We start from the raw sequence: 17,658 nt of genomic DNA, 5'->3' as shown, positions 1-17,658 counted from the left end.
TTCTATTGCTTGTTTTTCAGTGAAAGCGTTACAAAACGTTCAACCATTTGCTCATAGGACAATCCTATTACGCGTGCCGCATCCGGAAACAGGCTGGTCGGTGTCATCCCGGGTAATGTATTCACTTCTAACACAACCGGCCTGTTTGCTTCGGTAACAATAAAGTCAACCCTTGAATACACATCACAGCCCAACAATTGATGGGCACGAACAGCGATTGATTGCATTTCTTCTGTTAATGAATCACTAATATGTGCGGGTACGATATGTTCACTGCCGCCAGGTTTATATTTGGAATCGAAATCATAATAGTCATTTTTTGGGATGATTTCGATAACTGGCAGTGCCTCTTCCTCACCTTGCGCTCCGATAACAGCTACAGTGAATTCACGTCCGGAAACAAACTCTTCCACAAGCAGCGTATCATCACTCTGGACAGCATTTTTTACTGCTTCAGGTAATTGTTCTTCATTCTTGACAATCGTCAACCCGAGTGTAGAACCTTCCTGGTTCGGTTTTACCACGTATGGCGGTGTGAATTGCTCCTGAATCAAATTCATGATTTCCTGGTGAGTATGTCTCTTTGTTGGAATGGCTATACCTTTAGCGACCGGCAATTGGTTTTTTTCAAAAATCTGCTTTGCCTTTGCCTTATCCATTGCTAACGCAGAAGCAAGTACTCCTGATCCTACGTAAGGGATATTCCGTATATCCAGTAACCCTTGAATTCTTCCATCCTCGCCATATTTCCCATGAAGCCCTATAAACACAAGGTCTGCTTCTAGCTTCATCAGCTCGTCAAGCCGTTCCGGATGGAAATCGATTCCTGTAACTTCATGGCCGTTTTTTTTCAGCGCTTGTATAATTCCCTTTCCTGTTGAAAGGGAAACTTCTCTCTCTCCTGATGTTCCTCCATAAAGGACTGCTATTTTCAATCCATTCACTCCCTAAACCGATGCTCCGTGTTGTTTTTTTCTTATAACGCTATTTTTATAACTACGTACCTTATAGTAACATGTTCCCATTCCTTCATCTACAAAAACAAATAAGGATTAGACCATAAGGAAAACTCGCCGTTGGGCGAGCCTTTAAAGACAGAGTTGCGGCTGTAGTTTATTTTATTCATCCATCCATTTCATCATTGAAGAAAAGGAGCTGGTATCTGATTGCCCAACTCCTTTTCCACTGATTTATCATTTTGAAAAAAACTTATTTACTTGTTCAGCAGCGTTCCCGGAGAAAATCTGCTTGCCATACTCTTTCAACTTATGAGATGTAACGATACTTGGAGAAGAAAATTCTGACATGATGGCAATCACATGCTCGCGGTTTTGTCCATCAATCTCTTCATCCGCAACTTGCATATAATAAAAACCATCCATATGGTATACCGTTCCTCCATTTATACCCAAGTCCGCAAGATGAGAGCATACTTGAATAACATGTTCAAAATCAGTAAATGCAAAAATCAGTTCCCTGCTTTCATCTAAGGTTACTTTCATTTCTACATATTCATCATCGTCTTCCTCATCATCCATCCAATGGTTATTCTGAGTCACTATGACCAGCATCCCTTGAGCTTGCATAAGATGAACCTGGACAAGCAGCATTCCTTCCAACTCAATCCCCAGCTCATCACTGGCTTCATACATCATGTCATGAAACAGTTGATGTACTCTCGGCAGATCATGCCATAAATCTTCCTTTGTCAGACCCCTCTCAATCAGGTCATCGAAGGTTAAAAAAATCTTAAATTGGTTGGTCGATAATCGTTCTAAACGCATTCACTTATCCCCCCTTGAATGCCCCATCTAATTATATATTATATGAGGAAATCGGATTGATGGTACCTAGACAGTAACACAGATAATGCCTGCAGAAAACTGTTTAACTTCCTATGAAAGTAACCACATGACATTCAGACGTCGTCCCCAGCCTGAATGGCAAACTAGTGTACCCATAACCCTCGCTGACCAGGACAGGTGTGTCATGGATTGTTTTCATTCCGCCGCGAGTATAGGGACCTAGCCCAAAAATACGAATTTGACCGCCATGTGTATGTCCGCTTAAAACAAAGTCAACTTCATGGGCAAGGTTCTCGCCCATATCTTCGAATACACTTGGCCGATGGCTCAGGACTATTACCGGCATTTCTTCTTCAGGCTTTTCCAACAATTCAATGACAGGGGAACTGTTGTCCGGGTCATCGAAACCAATAAGGCAGAGCCGCTGTTGATCGGCAAACGTCACCATTTTCGACTCGTTTTTCAAACCGATTACCCCTTCTGTTTCCAGCAGTGCTTCCAATTCGCGGCGATCTAATTCATAGTCATTGTTTCCCCATACGAAATAAATGGGTGCATGCAGTTTGCGGAGCCGCAAAAGGTTTTGTTTGATTTTGTTCAGAGAAACCTTGCGTTCTGCCAAGTCTCCACCAATAAGCACCAGATCTACCTTTTCATCGACTGCCGACAGAGTTGCTTCCTGGATTGTTCTCCGATGTATATCGGATATAAAAAATAACCGAACCTCTTCCTTCACCATCTTGGAAGAGGATACTGGAATTTTATGATGGCGAAGGTGATCATGATGTGCCAGATAGACCATCCTGCCTAATAAAATCAACCCGCTTATAAAAATTATTGCAAAGATTATAAAAATCAATCTGTTTCTCCTTTATCCTTCCTTCTCGTACTCTTTCTTTTGGCTCTATACTTCCTTAATATCCAATACGCGGAATCCTGATTTTTCAAGTTTGCTGGATAATTTGTCGATATTGTCTGTTTTTTCCACTTTCAGGACAATTCTTCTGGCTAACTTGTCAGTTTCATCAAAGGTCGTTACTGATATTACATTCGTATGGTTTTGTTTGATAATATCAGCCAGTCGTGATAAGCGGCCTGTCGATTCCTCGGAAGTAAATGCAATCCTAATCCCGTGCTTCTTCAACCCAAAGGCACTTTCGAATTGTTCGATCATATCGAAGCGGGTTACAATGCCGAGAAATTTTTTATCCGGTCCGACTACAGCCAATATGGGATAACCTTTGAAAGTTGTCAACGTTCTTTCAAAAACCGCTTCTTCATCAATGTATAAATCTCCGTGTGACGCTACATCCCCTACAAGTGTTCCACTTAGAAATTCATCCCGTGATTGCCCGCTTTCGAAAAAAGCCTGATAAATATCCTGCTTCGAAATCATCCCTTTGAAGATGGAATCATCCACCACCGGCATTGCTTCAATATCTTTTGTTTCCAACTGATTTATAGTAGCTTTTAGTGTATCCTTTTCTGACGCGATGATACACTGATAGCTTGGTTTTAATATGCTTTTCACAAACAATTCGATCACCCTCCTACTAAAGATATTATATATTTATTTCTACATCCGCTATTCCATTCCCTGCTTGCGTATTAATTAACATGTTCACAGCGGAATAAGACAAATCGTCCGGTTCATACAATGATACATATCTTTGCGCCTATGCGAGAAAGGAGTTAGCCATGTTCAGCCAGCGGAAATTTTACAAAGCCTATGTAAGTCCCTCTGACCCTTGTTGCCCAATCGAAGTCAAGAGTTATGAGACGCCGCCTCAATTATATATCGGTTTCCAGCCGCCCGGACTTCCGCAGTACCCAACAGTAAAAGAAGCTCTGTACCGAGGAACTTTGTGGCCAGCATTATTCAGTCCTTATGAATCTCCTTATAAAAGGGGGGAGACAGATGAATGAACCGCTGACAAGCGCCTATTATGAACTATTAGAAGAAATCCAGGCAGTCGATTTCGTATTATGTGAATTGACGTTATATTTAGATACTCATCCATGGGATGAAGAAGCGGTCAGGCAGTTCAACCATCACTCCAAGCAAAGCCGCCAGTTAAAAAAACAATATGAAAAGCAATATGGTCCATTGTTTCAATACGGCATGAGTTATTCAGATTACCCTTGGAATTGGAAGGATGCACCCTGGCCATGGCAAGTATGATGAAAGGGGCAGTGTGTATGCAGACTGCCCCTTCCTTATACCGTTCAGCAGCTTGTTTATATGGCACAACAGTCAGGAAAGGAAGATGATGCATGTGGTACTATGAGAAAAAACTTCAATATCCGGTGCGTGTCAGAGAGTGCAATCCGCGTTTGGCAAAATTTTTGATAGAACAATACGGAGGTGCTGATGGGGAACTGGCAGCTGCCCTGCGGTATTTGAATCAGCGCTATTCGATTCCCGACAAAGTGATCGGGTTGTTGACCGACATCGGAACAGAAGAATTCGCCCATTTGGAAATGATCGCAACGATGGTTTACAAATTGACTAAAGATGCGACCCCGGAACAAATGAAACAGGCTGGTTTAGGTGACCATTACGCCAACCATGACAATGCTTTGTTTTATGAGAACGCGTCGGGCACTCCTTGGACTGCAACGTACATACAGGCCAAAGGAGATCCGATTGCTGATATATATGAAGATATAGCCGCGGAAGAAAAAGCAAGGGCAACCTATCAATGGATCATCAACATGTCAGATGATCCGGAATTGAATGACGGACTGAAATATTTAAGAGAGAGGGAGGTTGTCCATTCCCAGCGATTCCGTGAGGCAGTGGAAATACTGAAGGAAGAAAGGGACAAGAAGGTATTCTTCTGACCTATGCGGTAACTGTTCGAAAGCTGATTCCCGCAAGAGGAGTACCCACCTTAAATAATATATTCCGGAAAGCCTTCTTAAGGTACAGCGCAACTCTTCTCCGGCAAGCATATATTGGGGAGCTTTATTAAAACCTGGTATAGCTTAACAATATGACAATACCGTAGAAAGCAACCTCCTACATTCCCCCTTCTCCTGTAACCCGCAACACTTATTACTGCTCCCTGGCTGTCCTACGGTTATGAATGGTAAATACTATTATAAAGAGCCTGGTGAAAGCCGGCTCTCTATTTACTTTTCATGCCTTTTGATATTGATTTGTTCCCATCCGGGAAGAATGTTGTCAAACCCTTGTCCATCATCAAGATTGAACAGCTGGTCGCCCCATAATTGAAAGGACGCGATAACAGCGACAATCAAGAGAAAAAGAATTACGAGTAACCGTATAAGCGGCAAGCTGAGCTTCCACTTTATTCTTGTTTTTTTGCTTTGATGTACTTCTTTGCGAGGGGGAAGATTCAATACATTGACTTCTTCCTGTTCAAAATGATCCTTCATTTCCTCTCCGCTATCCGTATTTTCATCCATCTCCTCTACCAAATCACGTAGCTGGCTTGCTTGATCCTTGCTGCTTTCCTCTTCCATCCTTCAACCCCCTCTCTTGGTGCCGTTTCTCATGATTAAAACACCTAGGATAAAATCCACAACAAAATGAGCTGTCATTGTAACCAATAAATTATTCGTCAGTTCGTACATCCAACCTAAATAAAAACTGATCATTACAACGCCCAGCAATAAAACCGGTTTCGTTAAATACCTTACATGTACGAGTGCAAAAATCGCGCTGGCGGTTAGATAGCCTAGTTCCGTCTGCAATACACCTCGGAACAAAGCTTCCTCCGAAAAGGCTACAAGGAGCGATATCCCCATTACTTCCTTGAAGCTGCAGTTGGTAAACAGCTTCTCATTCAGCCCGCCGTCATCAAAAGCTTTCTTCGGAAACCATTTCATTAACAGTAAATCGATCAGGACAATAAGCAATCCAGGGATTAATCCGTATAAAAGGATGTCTCTTGGATTCCAGGTAATCATTTCCGTCCACTGGCGCATGGAAGAAAAGAGCCAAAAACTGATACCGAAAGCAATAAGTAAAATAAATAGTTGTGATAGATATAGTTGCTTCTTCAATTGACTACCGGTAAGCTGGCGTACAGCTTCAGCCTGACTTAATCTTTTCATCGCCTTCTCCTTGCAGCATCAAACTGCTAAACGCCTGTCTCCAATCAAAGGATTCGTGTTGATCAACATTTTTTGTGACAGGCGTCCATTCAGAAATTTTAAAATCGCATCTATCACAGCAATGATATGTCGGCTGCTTAATGCTATCCTGGAATGGAGCAAACAACGTTCTCCTCCTGCAATCCCCTTGTTCAGCCCACCATAGCAATTCATTGACTTTGGAAACCTTATATTTGATTCTTTCAACTGCCACCCGGTTAATCTTTTCCGGGATTTTCCTCCAATTCGAGGTGGGTAGCATGCGATTATTTTCCATCATACCATGCTTCTCCAAATGATATTGGATGAATCGCCATTGTGTTTCCGTTATCTGTACGTTTTCCATCAAAATCTCTTGATCAGGCACTTCAAAATTACCCTGGTTCATCCTTGCTTTTAAAAAATAGATCAACCTGTCGATATCTTCACTGCCAGGCAGTTCAGATTGGATAAGCTTCCTAGGCAGGATATCATCATTTGGTGCCAGCAAAACGAGACTCACACTGGACAAACCATCCCTTCCCGCTCTCCCAACTTCTTGAATGAATGACTCGACTTGCGTTGGTAAATGAAAGTGTATAACGAGCCGGATATTTTGTTTGTTGATTCCCATCCCAAAAGCACTTGTACAGCAAATCACATCCAATTGATCATGCATGAATTGCTGCTGGATCAAAATACGGTCAGATTGTTCCATTCCGCCATGGTAAAAGGCAATGTTTAAATCCGGAAGTGCCGTAGACAGATCGGCTGCAGCCTTTTCTGTCCAATTTCGGCTAGAGAAGTAAACCATGGTCGGAACTGGCTTTGCCTTTAACAAGTCGGAAATCCGCTTGATTTTTTCTTCAGGATTATCCAGCTTCTCTACTTGGAAAGCGATGTTTTCTCGATCCATTTGATGAACATGTCGAACTATGTTTGGCAGGTTCAACTGAAAGGCTATGTCCTTTTGCACTTCAGGTGTTGCTGTGGCGCTCAATGCAAGGACTGGTGGACGATTTAACGACTCTATTGTTTGTCCCAATTTCAAATAATCCGGTCTAAACTCATGGCCCCACTGGGAGATGCAATGTGCTTCATCCACTACAAACAAGGATATCTGCAGTTTGGAAAGTTTTTTGATAAATCCTTTATTTTGCAGCATTTCCGGCGAAGCATATATCAATTTATAATCAGTCAAATTTCGGTAAGCAGTTTGCTTCTTTTGTAAACTTAAAAAACTATTGAATGCAATGACATCCTTATATCCAGCTGCTGCCAATTGCTTTTCCTGGTCCATCATCAAAGAAATCAATGGTGAAATGACCAGCACTGATCCTGGCAGCAATCGGGCGGGCAGCTGATAACAAACCGATTTTCCTGAACCAGTCGGCAGGATACCGAGCACATCCTTTCCAAACAGGACATCTTCGATAATCTCTCGCTGCCCCTCCCGGAAAGAACGATGGCCAAAATATTTTTTCAACGCACTAGTAAGCTTATCCGTCATGTTTCCACTCCTTTTGCCAACCTTCCCGATATATAGCCAAAACCAGCCGTATTTGCAAATACGTGTATCGATCATTCAATGCTTGTTTGATATGTTTTAATTTCCTTGAGGATAATCGTTCCATTTGTCCGGTAATTTCCCTTACCGCTTCCGGAGATACATAGTTGTCTAAAGGAAATTGCGGATTCGCATAGGCTATTTCAATTAAGTGGTCATGTACTGTACTCTCTTTTAACCTTCTTATTCGGCAAATCTCCTTGACATCCATACCCTGTTTAAGCAGTTCGTTCGTTTTACGCGCTGAATCCGTCAAGAAGACCTCTCGAACCAGTCCTCTGGCAAAAGTAGCCAAAACAGGTGTCGGAATATTTTCATCCGTTACATAGTTTAGCAGCCGATGTAATATCCATTGGTACACTACTAAAAACTCATACTTATCCATTTCATAAGAAGCCGCAAGCTGGACCTTGCTCAGACCAATATGAGAGAAACCGCTCAATCTCTTCACAAATATTTCGGCATATTGCTCCGGCAACCGGTTCAGGTAAACGAGGAGTTCGCCATATAACTGATTCAATATTTCCTCAAGCCGATGTCTGTTTGCAGCATAATATTTTTTCAACCAGTGCAAAACTTCCTGATTATCAGTAACAGGGATGAATCGATGATTGCCGCTTACGATATTCGTGGCTGTTTGAATGAACAAGGAAAGTCTTTCATAAAAGATATCGGAAACACGGTCATAAACAAGGCCATGAAAATGGTCTAAATTCCCCGACTTTACTCTACTTTTCAAAAAGGACCTTCCGGCTTCCGTAACAGTTACAAAATCTCCTGTCTGATGAACATATTGTTTGCTGACCAACTTTGCAATTTTCTCGTCAAACGCCTGTTTTTCCATTCCTTTTGCCAAGCCAAAGTAGCCGGTTAAATGATAGATATGGGCATCCTGCAATGTTTGAGAGGATCGTTTTCCGACCAACAGATGATATACCGCTGCACTGCTCCGCTCTTGATTCAATTTTGAAAGGCTGTCTAAAATTATTTCCGTCAACATGGCCGTATACCCTTTCTATTTAGCTGGCTTTACGATTGCAGTAAAGTAGAAACCGCAATACAATAGTGAATAGTGATTGCATGATTCACTCGAAGCGCAATAATTTTTAGGAGGAACTCTTCATGGCGAAGTTTACTATTGTCGATCCGGAAACGTGCATCGCTTGCGGAGCTTGTGGAGCGGCTGCCCCAAATATTTTTGATTATGATGATGAAGGCATTGCTTTTTCCTTACTCGATCATAACAAGGGAAACAAACCAGTACCCGCCCAGCTCGAAGAAGATCTGGAAGATGCCCATGAGGGCTGTCCTACGGAGTCTATCAAGGTAGCAGAACAACCATTCCATGGAGACCCAGATCACTTTATATAAATTTTTCAAAAGAGATGCAATTGCATCTCTTTTTTGGGTTTCGAAAATATGGTTTATTCGTTTATATTTTACCGGAAACCAATGGATTCACTTGACCCAGCTTGGCAATGGCAGCCTCTTTATCTGTCGAACTATACCATCGCTGCTTGTCCTGGTCGATAATACGGTAATGCTGACTTATGACATTTTGCTGAAGAATATAACCGTTGTTCTCCGAAAGATCACTCCACCACACCGTTTCCTCTGTGTGCTTTTCCATAGGCCCTTCTACCGAAGTGTGGGCGATGGTTTCAATAACTTCCAGCACATCTCCGCCCAACAAGTTCCGGATGACTTCACTGTTACGGAATAAAGCACAAATAGCTACTGTGGTAGTCCAATTGGCGATGGTTCTCCCCTTTTCGATTTGAACCAATGTTTTTTTGGAGATTCCGAGAATGGAAGCCATCCGATCCTGCGTATAATTTTGTTCCACTCTGACTAACTTGATTTTACTTGAAATTTGGTTGCTCAGTATCTTTTTGTCCATTTACTTTACCGTCCTGTTGCTCAATTTTCTTATGTAAGGATGAATCTCTTTTACATTCTAACATGTTATCTGCTTTCTTTCCTTAATAAAAATTGATATAATATGTTACCGAAGCTGATTACATAGTTGTTTATCATTAACTTTTGGCAGGTGAAGGTTTTCAGCTGTTCCTGTCAAGCAAACAAGGAGGCAAAAATAATGGCAGATAATAAAGTGATTGATGTATTTGTCGAAATCCCTACAGGAAATCAGAACAAATACGAATACGATAAGGAAAAAGGTGTATTCAAACTGGATAGAGTGCTTTTTTCTCCGCAATTTTATCCGGCAGAATACGGTTATATTGATGAAACTTTAGCTTTGGATGGGGATCCATTGGATGCTTTGGTGTTAGTAACGAACCCGACTTTCCCTGGCTGTGTCATCGAGTCTCGGGTTATTGGCTTTTTGAATATGATCGATAGCGGCGAAGAAGACCAGAAGCTGCTTGCAGTGCCAGTGGAAGATCCTCGTTTTAAAGATGTTTACAGCTTGGAAGATGTTCCTTCCCATAAGCTGGATGAGATTTCTCATTTCTTTAAGACTTACAAAGACTTGCAAAACAAAAAGACAGAAATCGGTGAATGGGAAGGCGTAGAAGCCGCCAATAAACTGATCGAAGATTGTGTGGCAAGATACAAGGAACAAAGCAAATAATATTAAATTAAAGGCTGCCTTTAGTCATTCCATTACACAAAGGCAGCCTTTTTCATTTAAGCCGTACTCTCTAGACCTTTCTGTTGTGATGCTAAATAACTCCTTTCTTAACTAAAGAAGCCGTTAAAAGTTTTAGTTGGTTCACAAGAATCGCTTGTCGGTGGATGCTTGCCGCGGGCACGGCCTCAGTTAACTTTGTCAAGAATAGCACTTGACCAAGTGGATCTTCGGCTCGCGCTGTTCCCGCAGGCGTCATCACCGAACGCTAATGTGGAATTAGCAGCTGCCAAATATACAAAAAAGTCACTCTCTTTTCTGTAGTATGGAAGCTTTATGATAGTATGCGGTTAAAAGGCTCTATATTTTTATAAAAGGTAGCAGAGGAAATAGGCGAGACTCCTGCGGAAAAACGGGCGACCGAGACCCCGCAGTGGGTTACGCGAGGAGGCTCGGACGTTCGTCCACGGAAAGCGAGTTTATTTCCCTCTGCGGCCAGTGTAAAATCGTTCTATTTTTTATATTTTTGTTAGGAGAGCAGGCTGATACTGTAACGGCTGTTATTGCAAATGGATTCCATCTGGAACTTTCAGTGGCTTATCCAATTGATCATATGGTCCTACGCGGTTCATTCCAGTGTTAAATTCAATTCTTTTGTAGCCGAAGCTTTTAGCAGTCATCATCATCGCTTCCATCATATCTAACGTTTTCTGATTGTTTCCAATCGCGCCATTAAGGTCGACTAACACATTTTCGTCCATAGTCTGAACCTGAAATTTAACATCTTCAGGTATTGCTGCCTTCAAATTATAGTCAGGCTCTTCTTTTCGCATTTCCAAAAAAGCAGCTTCCATATCCTCCTTAATGGTCACTGGTACAGCCGCTAAAAATTCCGGTGCATCATCCTGCGGTTGATAAAGCTTATAAACATAGTTCCCTGGTTCTTTTAACGGAATCTTATCTACGACTTCCCCTTTTGTTTCTACAGGAATCCCTGTTTTTCCATTTCTCTTCAGCTTAACTTGATTGATTTTATGCGGCAAAAACAATCTGGATAAGACTACACCCAAATTTCCGGTAAATCTTTCATCCTCAAAAGAATAGTCTTCTGGAAAATTCACAATTGCGGCTCCATCACTCTTGTCTACTTGAAATGTTGCTCCTTCCAAAAGGTTAGCAGGTAATCCGATTTCCGAGGTATCAACAAAATGATTCAACTGATCTTCCATACTTTGATTCGTATTTTTGGTTACATAACTTGTGGGGATAAGATAACCGCTCCCATCAATAGGTATGGACACGTCGAAAACAGTTGTCTCCTTGTTTTCTATATAAACCGCTTTACTGATTGGTTCTTCTGCCATGGTTACATTTACTTCACCATCAGCGGCTCCGTTTTGTTCATCTGCAGAATGTCGTTCCGGTTGGAGACGCTCTTCCACGGAGTTAGCAGATTTACTTTCATCAGCCATTTCATTGGTATATGAATCAACAGCGTCCTCTGGATCAGAATAACGATCCATTCGGATAGCACTCTGGCTAATGACAGCGATCAATACAAGGACAGCCAAGGTAGCAAATGAAGGAATCATCCATGATTTCCAGGATCGTTTTTGTTTCCTGTCTGAATCCTGTAATCCTGCAACCACCTTTTGATACAATTCTTCTTCAGATCGACTATCTTGTATGGTAGGCATTTTTCTTAAGTTTTTCTCTACACGTTGGTCATCCCATTTTTTGTTCACTCGATGTTTCCCTCCTCTCCGTACTCCTGCTGAAGAAGCTGTCTCAATGCCTTGATCGCTCGATGCTGAGTGGTTTTTACTTTGCTGATACTCCAACCAAGAGTTTCCGCTGTTTCCTTTAAAGAAAAGGATTGTATATACCTTAAGATAATAACGCTTTTTTGATCCATGCTGCACTTATCCAAGCAGCGGTAAATTTGTCTCACTTCTTCGTTTTGCTCAGCTATCTCTTCCGGCAGGATCGATAGATCTTCCAGTTGCTCTCCGCGTTCACCCCAATCAAAGAAATCGAGGATCCGCTTTCGTTTAGTAGCCTGCTTTCGGAAGTAATCGATAGCTACATGCCTGGCAATGGAAAAAAGCCATGTTTTTTCACTACTCTCGCCCTTAAACGTATGGTATGATTTTATCACTTTTATATAAACTTCCTGGACGAGGTCTTCTGCCTGCTCTTTGTCCTTCGTCATATACATTAAAAACTGGAATAAGTCCTGGTGGTATTTCTGATACAATTCCTGAAAAACAGCTTTCATGGGAGATCCCCCGTTCACTATATTGTCGGAGTGCAAAGCGAAAAGGTTACATTCATGTAACTTTTTGATCAATTGCCTCTATTATACCTTTCTTGTTTCCTTTCTTTTAGAGGTAAAACAAAAAATACCAGCTATTTACTAGCTGGTATTTTTCCGTATTCAGAGTCACGCAGGTATCTGGCAAAAATTCTGGAAAACACGGGGAATAAAATCGCGATAAAAATCCCGTTTCCAATTGCATGATAAGTATCAAACGGAAGCCCTAGCAAGTAATAGGACATAAATTTCCCCGCGACGGAAAAGGTTGCCAATGAAATGATAAGTCCGTAGAGATAGCCGCACATAACCGCGTAAACAACCATGAGGGGAAGCGGGATGGTTTTCCAGTACTTCCCGATTAGTCCGCTCATCCATCCGATTAGCGCCCATCCGATTATTTGCCATATTGTCCAAAGTCCCATACCAAGGAACAGGTTGGACAGATAGGTGGTTAGTCCTGCAAGCAATACTCCGGATACCGGTCCTAAAAAGTATCCGCAAATAATGATAAAGGCAGTAACCGGCTGAACATTGGGAAGGAACTGAAAGACATACCTTCCCACTACAGCCAAAGCAGAGAGCACAGCAATCAGTGTTAGCTTATACGTATTCACTTAACTCATTCCATAGCCTGCAAATCAAACGTGACTTCATCCTCTGGATGAAGTTCATACTCATTTGCTCCGACTTCAGCCATTTCTCCATTAACGGTGTACATCCAGTACTTACCTTTCTCTTCATTCTGGCTGACACCTTCTATGGAAGTAATGAAACCATCCGTTTCTTCTACTTCGAAGTTTTCCTTCATTACATCAAGTAGAATAGCCTCCTCTTCGATTTCAACATCTTTTTCTGTGATGATGTTTTCTCCTTCATTCTCCGAAACGGTGATCATTACAGTTTCCTGGCTTTCGGTTTCACCAGATTGTTCTGTCTGTGTCTCCCCATTTTCAGATGTTTCCTGTTGCTGACTGCACCCAGTTACGAAAGCTGCAGCAAACAGCATACTTAATAGTAAAAATAAAAGCTTCTTCACGACAGTCTACCTCCCGAATATAATTTTCAGGGAAAGATTTAGTGTTTGTGTATGTAAAAAAGTAAAAAACATATCTTCTGAGNTATGATTTTATCACTTTTATATAAACTTCCTGGACGAGGTCTTCTGCCTGCTCTTTGTCCTTCGTCATATACATTAAAAACTGGAATAAGTCCTGGTGGTATTTCTGATACAATTCCTGAAAAACAGCTTTCATGGGAGATCCCCCGTTCACTATATTGTCGGAGTGCAAAGCGAAAAGGTTACATTCATGTAACTTTTTGATCAATTGCCTCTATTATACCTTTCTTGTTTCCTTTCTTTTAGAGGTAAAACAAAAAATACCAGCTATTTACTAGCTGGTATTTTTCCGTATTCAGAGTCACGCAGGTATCTGGCAAAAATTCTGGAAAACACGGGGAATAAAATCGCGATAAAAATCCCGTTTCCAATTGCATGATAAGTATCAAACGGAAGCCCTAGCAAGTAATAGGACATAAATTTCCCCGCGACGGAAAAGGTTGCCAATGAAATGATAAGTCCGTAGAGATAGCCGCACATAACCGCGTAAACAACCATGAGGGGAAGCGGGATGGTTTTCCAGTACTTCCCGATTAGTCCGCTCATCCATCCGATTAGCGCCCATCCGATTATTTGCCATATTGTCCAAAGTCCCATACCAAGGAACAGGTTGGACAGATAGGTGGTTAGTCCTGCAAGCAATACTCCGGATACCGGTCCTAAAAAGTATCCGCAAATAATGATAAAGGCAGTAACCGGCTGAACATTGGGAAGGAACTGAAAGACATACCTTCCCACTACAGCCAAAGCAGAGAGCACAGCAATCAGTGTTAGCTTATACGTATTCACTTAACTCATTCCATAGCCTGCAAATCAAACGTGACTTCATCCTCTGGATGAAGTTCATACTCATTTGCTCCGACTTCAGCCATTTCTCCATTAACGGTGTACATCCAGTACTTACCTTTCTCTTCATTCTGGCTGACACCTTCTATGGAAGTAATGAAACCATCCGTTTCTTCTACTTCGAAGTTTTCCTTCATTACATCAAGTAGAATAGCCTCCTCTTCGATTTCAACATCTTTTTCTGTGATGATGTTTTCTCCTTCATTCTCCGAAACGGTGATCATTACAGTTTCCTGGCTTTCGGTTTCACCAGATTGTTCTGTCTGTGTCTCCCCATTTTCAGATGTTTCCTGTTGCTGACTGCACCCAGTTACGAAAGCTGCAGCAAACAGCATACTTAATAGTAAAAATAAAAGCTTCTTCACGACAGTCTACCTCCCGAATATAATTTTCAGGGAAAGATTTAGTGTTTGTGTATGTAAAAAAGTAAAAAACATATCTTCTGAGAAGATATGTTTTTGAGACAAACCAAGAATACGAAAGCTAAAGTCATATACTGGCAGTCTCAAACACTCAATCCCCGAAGGTTTGAAACAAGACAACAGCGGCAGGTCTACTGGCTCGTGCATCCGCCTACTCTGGATCCTTCCCATGTATGGCACACAGTGGATTTTCCATTTCGTCCGCACTTACAGTTGCGAGGACAGCTCTGGCTTTTCACCAGATTCCCTTTTAAGCTTTACAGTCGGGATTAACCGACTTGAAAGCACCGCAGTCTTCCTATTCAATTTCCAGCCATAATTCTATCACAATTCCTTCCAATTAGGAAGCTGGAATGTTACATAAGGAACAAGATTATTCTCCATGTTTTATGGTAATTCGATATTTTTCGGAATTCGGAACGTAAAGGTTGTCCCTTCTCCCACTTTACTTTTGACGGTCATCGAACCTTGATGTGCATCCATAATATTTTTGGCAATCGCAAGTCCCAACCCTGTTCCCGTTTTGCCATTTTCTCTTTTTCTCGATTTATCCGCTTTGTAAAAACGTTCAAAAACAAAAGGTAAATCAGCAGATGGAATTCCTGCTCCAGTATCCTTCACTGAGCAGACAATCTCTTTTACTTCCTCGTTTAGAGTAATCGTCACTACTCCACCTGAAAAAGAATGCTTGATGGCGTTGTCAATCAAATTCGTAAAAACTTGCTCAATCCGATCAGGATCAAATTCGACCTGATCAGAGCGAAGGCTATTCTCTAATGATAGCGTGACATCCTTATCCCGAGCCAATCCACTGAATTTTTTTACAATCCGATCTAAAAACGACCGCATTTGCACAGGTTCAAGATCCAATTGAATATTCCCGGATTCCATTCTGGCTAAATCAAGCAGTTCATTAACCAATCTGCCAATTCGCAGCGATTCCTCATGAATGATTCCAGCCAGCTCGTTTTTATCTTCCTTACTCTCAGCTATATCATCGACGATTGCCTCACTGTATCCCTGTAATAGTGAAATAGGAGTTCGAAGCTCATGGGAAACATTGGCTATGAAATCTTTGCGCAGTTTGTCAAGCCGTCTTTCATCGGTAACATCACGAAATACTGCGACTGCCCCGCGAATATACGACTGGTCATACAGAGGTGTCATAATCATCGCCCAATTTCTTCCTTGTATCGAGAGTTCCCGCATTACTTCTTTTTCTGTTTCTACTACTTTTTGCAACGTGTCCATCAGTTCTGTAGGTAACTGGATATCATCTTCCTGGGAATCATTTTCATAATGCCAATCTTCGAGAAACTTTTCAGCAGGCGGATTGGAAACCATGATGTTTCCTTTTCTGTTTAATGTCAAAACACCATCCGCCATGGAGCTTAAAATACCGGAAACCTGCTCTTTTTCCTGCCTTAGAGCGTTTATATGGAATTTCAACTGTCTTCCCATTCGATTGAACGCCATAGCCAGCTCACCGATTTCATCGTGAGTCAGGATAGGCACCTTCGTATTGAATTCACCCTTCGCCAATTCAAAAGCCCCTTCCCGCATTTTAATTAACGGGGAAGTAATCCGTGAAGACAGAAAGAAAGCAAAGATGGTCGTGAGAATCAACGCGACACCTGCGGCAAGCCAAATAATCTTTGTTGTCTGCCTGGTGGTTTCTTTTAGTACATTGAGTGATTGGTAGACATAAACAGCGCCCTCTTGGTTTGACAGCTTTGTTCCAACAATCATCACCTTATTTTCGCTTCCTGGCAAGACCACTTGTTTTTTTACTTCAGCATCACGAGTTATTACCGAGGATAAATCTTCCTCCGACATAAGCCAGTCATACGAAATACTGGGCGGGCTATTGTCCCTATTTTCGGAAATCCAAAAGTCATCCACTCCAAAAACGAGTGCAATCTTGCTGGAAGGGTCTTTGATACGTTCCGTTGTCTCATAAATCAAGTCTCTGTCATCGTATTGTTCTACCATGACAGAGACTTTCGTTGCTGTCTGCATCAAATTTCGTTCCGCTTCCTCCGCATGGTAATTCTGAAAAAATTCGAGCAAAAGAATGGTCAGAATCAACAAAACAAAGGATACGAGCAGCAAAATAGTAAACCATAACTTGAAAACGACACTCCTCCAGAACATCAGTCGCCTTCAACCTCGAACTTATAACCGACACCCCATACGGTTACAATCATTTTTGCTGCATCAGCAGAAGTCTTGTTCAGCTTTTCTCTTAGTCGTTTCACATGGGTATCAACCGTACGTAAATCACCAAAGAATTCATACTTCCAAACTTCCTTCAAAAGCTGCTCACGATCAAAAACTTTATCAGGCGACTTTGCCAGAAAATAAAGCAACTCATATTCTTTAGGGGTGAGACTTACCTCTTTTCCATCTGCCTTTACCCTATGGGCATCATTATCGATAAATAAATGGGAAAATTCGATAACATCTCTGCTGACATGTTCTTCAGCTGAAAATGTTTTCGAGGCTGACCGCCTTAACAAGGCTTTCACTCGTAATACAACTTCACGGGGGCTGAACGGTTTAACAATGTAATCATCTGTCCCTACTTCAAACCCTTGTACACGGTTAGCTTCTTCTCCTTTTGCTGTCAGCATGATAATCGGAGTATCCTTCTGCTCTCGGATATCTTTACAAACTTCGATCCCATCTTTTCCCGGAAGCATGATATCCAACAAAATCAAATCGTAGTCATTATCCAGTGCTAACTGCAGTCCGTGTTCACCGTCTTCCGCCTCGTTCACCTCGTAGTCTTCCCTTTCCAAATACATTCTGATCAGGCGTCGAATTCTTTCTTCATCTTCCACTATCAATACTTTTTCTTTACTGGTCATACTATCCGCCTCTCCTATTT

General features: G+C 41.7%; 22 protein-coding genes, 1 pseudogene and 1 riboswitch. Of the genes and pseudogenes, 5 read left to right on the top strand and 18 right to left on the bottom strand.

Features of this window, described 5'->3' with window-relative positions; all coding sequences use genetic code 11:
• Positions 1 to 2: 2 nt before the first annotated feature.
• The 4 genes from BN1067_RS13510 to BN1067_RS13495 all read right to left on the bottom strand — a co-directional run bounded on the left by BN1067_RS13510 (position 3) and on the right by BN1067_RS13495 (position 3,336).
• Positions 3 to 935 (bottom strand): D-alanine--D-alanine ligase, encoded by a 933-nt coding sequence (locus tag BN1067_RS13510; protein WP_053219372.1) that lies wholly within the window; start codon positions 933 to 935, stop codon positions 3 to 5.
• A 258-nt stretch (positions 936 to 1,193) separates the two neighbouring features.
• Positions 1,194 to 1,784, bottom strand: a complete 591-nt coding sequence (locus BN1067_RS13505) for a genetic competence negative regulator (RefSeq protein ID WP_053219371.1) — start codon at positions 1,782 to 1,784, stop codon at positions 1,194 to 1,196.
• A 103-nt stretch (positions 1,785 to 1,887) separates the two neighbouring features.
• Positions 1,888 to 2,664, bottom strand: coding sequence for a metallophosphoesterase (locus tag BN1067_RS13500; RefSeq protein WP_053219370.1), 777 nt, complete (start codon positions 2,662 to 2,664; stop codon positions 1,888 to 1,890).
• A gap of 45 nt (positions 2,665 to 2,709) precedes the next feature.
• Positions 2,710 to 3,336, bottom strand: coding sequence for a CBS domain-containing protein (locus tag BN1067_RS13495; RefSeq protein ID WP_234400741.1), 627 nt, complete (start codon positions 3,334 to 3,336; stop codon positions 2,710 to 2,712).
• A gap of 167 nt (positions 3,337 to 3,503) precedes the next feature.
• Between BN1067_RS13495 and BN1067_RS13490 the strand changes: the two genes are divergently transcribed.
• From BN1067_RS13490 to BN1067_RS13480, 3 genes are all read left to right on the top strand, one after another.
• Positions 3,504 to 3,731 (top strand): spore coat associated protein CotJA, encoded by a 228-nt coding sequence (locus tag BN1067_RS13490; protein ID WP_053219368.1) that lies wholly within the window; start codon positions 3,504 to 3,506, stop codon positions 3,729 to 3,731.
• On the top strand, positions 3,724 to 3,987 hold the full coding sequence (locus BN1067_RS13485; RefSeq protein ID WP_053219367.1) for a spore coat protein CotJB: 264 nt from the start codon (positions 3,724 to 3,726) through the stop codon (positions 3,985 to 3,987). Before BN1067_RS13490 ends, BN1067_RS13485 begins: the two co-directional genes overlap by 8 nt.
• 92 nt (positions 3,988 to 4,079) lie before the next feature.
• Positions 4,080 to 4,649 (top strand): manganese catalase family protein, encoded by a 570-nt coding sequence (locus BN1067_RS13480; RefSeq protein WP_053219366.1) that lies wholly within the window; start codon positions 4,080 to 4,082, stop codon positions 4,647 to 4,649.
• Between the two features lie 291 nt (positions 4,650 to 4,940).
• Here the strand turns inward: BN1067_RS13480 and BN1067_RS13475 are convergent, their stop codons facing one another.
• From BN1067_RS13475 to BN1067_RS13460, 4 genes are read right to left on the bottom strand one after another with little or no spacing between them, the layout of a single operon-like run.
• Positions 4,941 to 5,294, bottom strand: a complete 354-nt coding sequence (locus BN1067_RS13475) for a hypothetical protein (protein WP_053219365.1) — start codon at positions 5,292 to 5,294, stop codon at positions 4,941 to 4,943.
• Positions 5,295 to 5,297: 3 nt separating this feature from the next.
• The gene (locus BN1067_RS13470; protein ID WP_053219364.1) at positions 5,298 to 5,888 is read right to left on the bottom strand and encodes a CPBP family intramembrane glutamic endopeptidase; all 591 of its coding nucleotides are present in this window, start codon (positions 5,886 to 5,888) and stop codon (positions 5,298 to 5,300) included.
• Positions 5,866 to 7,416 carry a RecQ family ATP-dependent DNA helicase gene (locus BN1067_RS13465; protein ID WP_053219363.1) on the bottom strand — a complete coding sequence of 517 codons (1,551 nt, stop codon included), beginning with the start codon at positions 7,414 to 7,416 and terminating at the stop codon, positions 5,866 to 5,868. Before BN1067_RS13465 ends, BN1067_RS13470 begins: the two co-directional genes overlap by 23 nt.
• A complete protein-coding gene (locus BN1067_RS13460; protein ID WP_053219362.1) occupies positions 7,406 to 8,473 on the bottom strand; it encodes a helix-turn-helix domain-containing protein in 1,068 nt (355 codons plus the stop codon). The genes BN1067_RS13465 and BN1067_RS13460 overlap by 11 nt, the downstream gene beginning before the upstream one ends.
• Before the next feature lie 122 nt (positions 8,474 to 8,595).
• Between BN1067_RS13460 and BN1067_RS13455 the strand changes: the two genes are divergently transcribed.
• Positions 8,596 to 8,844, top strand: a complete 249-nt coding sequence (locus tag BN1067_RS13455) for a ferredoxin (RefSeq protein ID WP_053219361.1) — start codon at positions 8,596 to 8,598, stop codon at positions 8,842 to 8,844.
• 61 nt (positions 8,845 to 8,905) lie between these two features.
• Here the strand turns inward: BN1067_RS13455 and BN1067_RS13450 are convergent, their stop codons facing one another.
• Positions 8,906 to 9,373: a helix-turn-helix transcriptional regulator gene (locus tag BN1067_RS13450; RefSeq protein WP_053219360.1), complete on the bottom strand. Its 468-nt coding sequence runs from the start codon at positions 9,371 to 9,373 to the stop codon at positions 8,906 to 8,908.
• 198 nt (positions 9,374 to 9,571) lie between these two features.
• On the opposite strand from BN1067_RS13450, the gene BN1067_RS13445 reads away from it, so the two are divergent.
• The gene (locus BN1067_RS13445) at positions 9,572 to 10,069 is read left to right on the top strand and encodes an inorganic diphosphatase (protein WP_053219359.1); all 498 of its coding nucleotides are present in this window, start codon (positions 9,572 to 9,574) and stop codon (positions 10,067 to 10,069) included.
• Positions 10,070 to 10,626: 557 nt separating this feature from the next.
• Here the strand turns inward: BN1067_RS13445 and BN1067_RS13435 are convergent.
• The 9 genes and pseudogenes from BN1067_RS13435 to BN1067_RS13395 all read right to left on the bottom strand — a co-directional run bounded on the left by BN1067_RS13435 (position 10,627) and on the right by BN1067_RS13395 (position 17,638).
• Positions 10,627 to 11,811 (bottom strand): hypothetical protein, encoded by a 1,185-nt coding sequence (locus BN1067_RS13435; RefSeq protein WP_053219358.1) that lies wholly within the window; start codon positions 11,809 to 11,811, stop codon positions 10,627 to 10,629.
• Positions 11,808 to 12,344: an RNA polymerase sigma factor SigX gene (gene sigX, locus BN1067_RS13430; RefSeq protein WP_053219357.1), complete on the bottom strand. Its 537-nt coding sequence runs from the start codon at positions 12,342 to 12,344 to the stop codon at positions 11,808 to 11,810. The genes BN1067_RS13435 and sigX overlap by 4 nt, the downstream gene beginning before the upstream one ends.
• A gap of 131 nt (positions 12,345 to 12,475) precedes the next feature.
• Positions 12,476 to 12,997: an ECF transporter S component gene (locus tag BN1067_RS13425; protein ID WP_053219356.1), complete on the bottom strand. Its 522-nt coding sequence runs from the start codon at positions 12,995 to 12,997 to the stop codon at positions 12,476 to 12,478.
• A gap of 5 nt (positions 12,998 to 13,002) precedes the next feature.
• A complete protein-coding gene (locus BN1067_RS13420) occupies positions 13,003 to 13,419 on the bottom strand; it encodes a DUF4430 domain-containing protein (protein ID WP_053219355.1) in 417 nt (138 codons plus the stop codon).
• A 76-nt stretch (positions 13,420 to 13,495) separates the two neighbouring features.
• Positions 13,496 to 13,636, bottom strand: a pseudogene (locus tag BN1067_RS20240) (sigma factor); the annotation flags it as partial.
• A 131-nt stretch (positions 13,637 to 13,767) separates the two neighbouring features.
• Entirely contained in the window at positions 13,768 to 14,289 is a 522-nt protein-coding gene (locus BN1067_RS13410) for an ECF transporter S component (protein ID WP_053219356.1), read from the bottom strand.
• 5 nt (positions 14,290 to 14,294) lie between these two features.
• The gene (locus BN1067_RS13405) at positions 14,295 to 14,711 is read right to left on the bottom strand and encodes a DUF4430 domain-containing protein (RefSeq protein ID WP_053219355.1); all 417 of its coding nucleotides are present in this window, start codon (positions 14,709 to 14,711) and stop codon (positions 14,295 to 14,297) included.
• Between the two features lie 164 nt (positions 14,712 to 14,875).
• Positions 14,876 to 15,075, bottom strand: a riboswitch (cobalamin riboswitch).
• An 80-nt stretch (positions 15,076 to 15,155) separates the two neighbouring features.
• On the bottom strand, positions 15,156 to 16,922 hold the full coding sequence (locus tag BN1067_RS13400) for an ATP-binding protein (RefSeq protein ID WP_053219354.1): 1,767 nt from the start codon (positions 16,920 to 16,922) through the stop codon (positions 15,156 to 15,158).
• Positions 16,922 to 17,638, bottom strand: coding sequence for a response regulator transcription factor (locus BN1067_RS13395; RefSeq protein WP_053219353.1), 717 nt, complete (start codon positions 17,636 to 17,638; stop codon positions 16,922 to 16,924). The genes BN1067_RS13400 and BN1067_RS13395 overlap by 1 nt, the downstream gene beginning before the upstream one ends.
• Positions 17,639 to 17,658: the final 20 nt, after the last annotated feature.

It is taken from the genome of Virgibacillus senegalensis (assembly GCF_000821245.2).
Taxonomy (GTDB): Bacteria; Bacillota; Bacilli; order Bacillales; family Amphibacillaceae; genus Sediminibacillus; species Sediminibacillus senegalensis.
Note: the sequence above shows the minus strand (reverse complement) of the source record. Positions and strands in the feature narration are given on the sequence as shown.

Excerpts from the sequence above, each read along its gene's own strand:
- sigX (WP_053219357.1), bottom strand. The coding sequence starts at position 12,344 with ATGAAAGCTGTTTTTCAGGAATTGTATCAGAAATACCACCAGGACTTA.
- BN1067_RS13450 (WP_053219360.1), bottom strand. The coding sequence starts at position 9,373 with ATGGACAAAAAGATACTGAGCAACCAAATTTCAAGTAAAATCAAGTTA.
- BN1067_RS13490 (WP_053219368.1), top strand. The coding sequence starts at position 3,504 with ATGTTCAGCCAGCGGAAATTTTACAAAGCCTATGTAAGTCCCTCTGAC.
- BN1067_RS13400 (WP_053219354.1), bottom strand. The coding sequence starts at position 16,922 with ATGTTCTGGAGGAGTGTCGTTTTCAAGTTATGGTTTACTATTTTGCTG.
- BN1067_RS13480 (WP_053219366.1), top strand. The coding sequence starts at position 4,080 with ATGTGGTACTATGAGAAAAAACTTCAATATCCGGTGCGTGTCAGAGAG.
- BN1067_RS13455 (WP_053219361.1), top strand. The coding sequence starts at position 8,596 with ATGGCGAAGTTTACTATTGTCGATCCGGAAACGTGCATCGCTTGCGGA.
- BN1067_RS13470 (WP_053219364.1), bottom strand. The coding sequence starts at position 5,888 with ATGAAAAGATTAAGTCAGGCTGAAGCTGTACGCCAGCTTACCGGTAGT.
- BN1067_RS13465 (WP_053219363.1), bottom strand. The coding sequence starts at position 7,416 with ATGACGGATAAGCTTACTAGTGCGTTGAAAAAATATTTTGGCCATCGT.
- BN1067_RS13395 (WP_053219353.1), bottom strand. The coding sequence starts at position 17,638 with ATGACCAGTAAAGAAAAAGTATTGATAGTGGAAGATGAAGAAAGAATT.
- BN1067_RS13505 (WP_053219371.1), bottom strand. The coding sequence starts at position 1,784 with ATGCGTTTAGAACGATTATCGACCAACCAATTTAAGATTTTTTTAACC.
- BN1067_RS13485 (WP_053219367.1), top strand. The coding sequence starts at position 3,724 with ATGAATGAACCGCTGACAAGCGCCTATTATGAACTATTAGAAGAAATC.
- BN1067_RS13460 (WP_053219362.1), bottom strand. The coding sequence starts at position 8,473 with ATGTTGACGGAAATAATTTTAGACAGCCTTTCAAAATTGAATCAAGAG.
- BN1067_RS13445 (WP_053219359.1), top strand. The coding sequence starts at position 9,572 with ATGGCAGATAATAAAGTGATTGATGTATTTGTCGAAATCCCTACAGGA.
- BN1067_RS13475 (WP_053219365.1), bottom strand. The coding sequence starts at position 5,294 with ATGGAAGAGGAAAGCAGCAAGGATCAAGCAAGCCAGCTACGTGATTTG.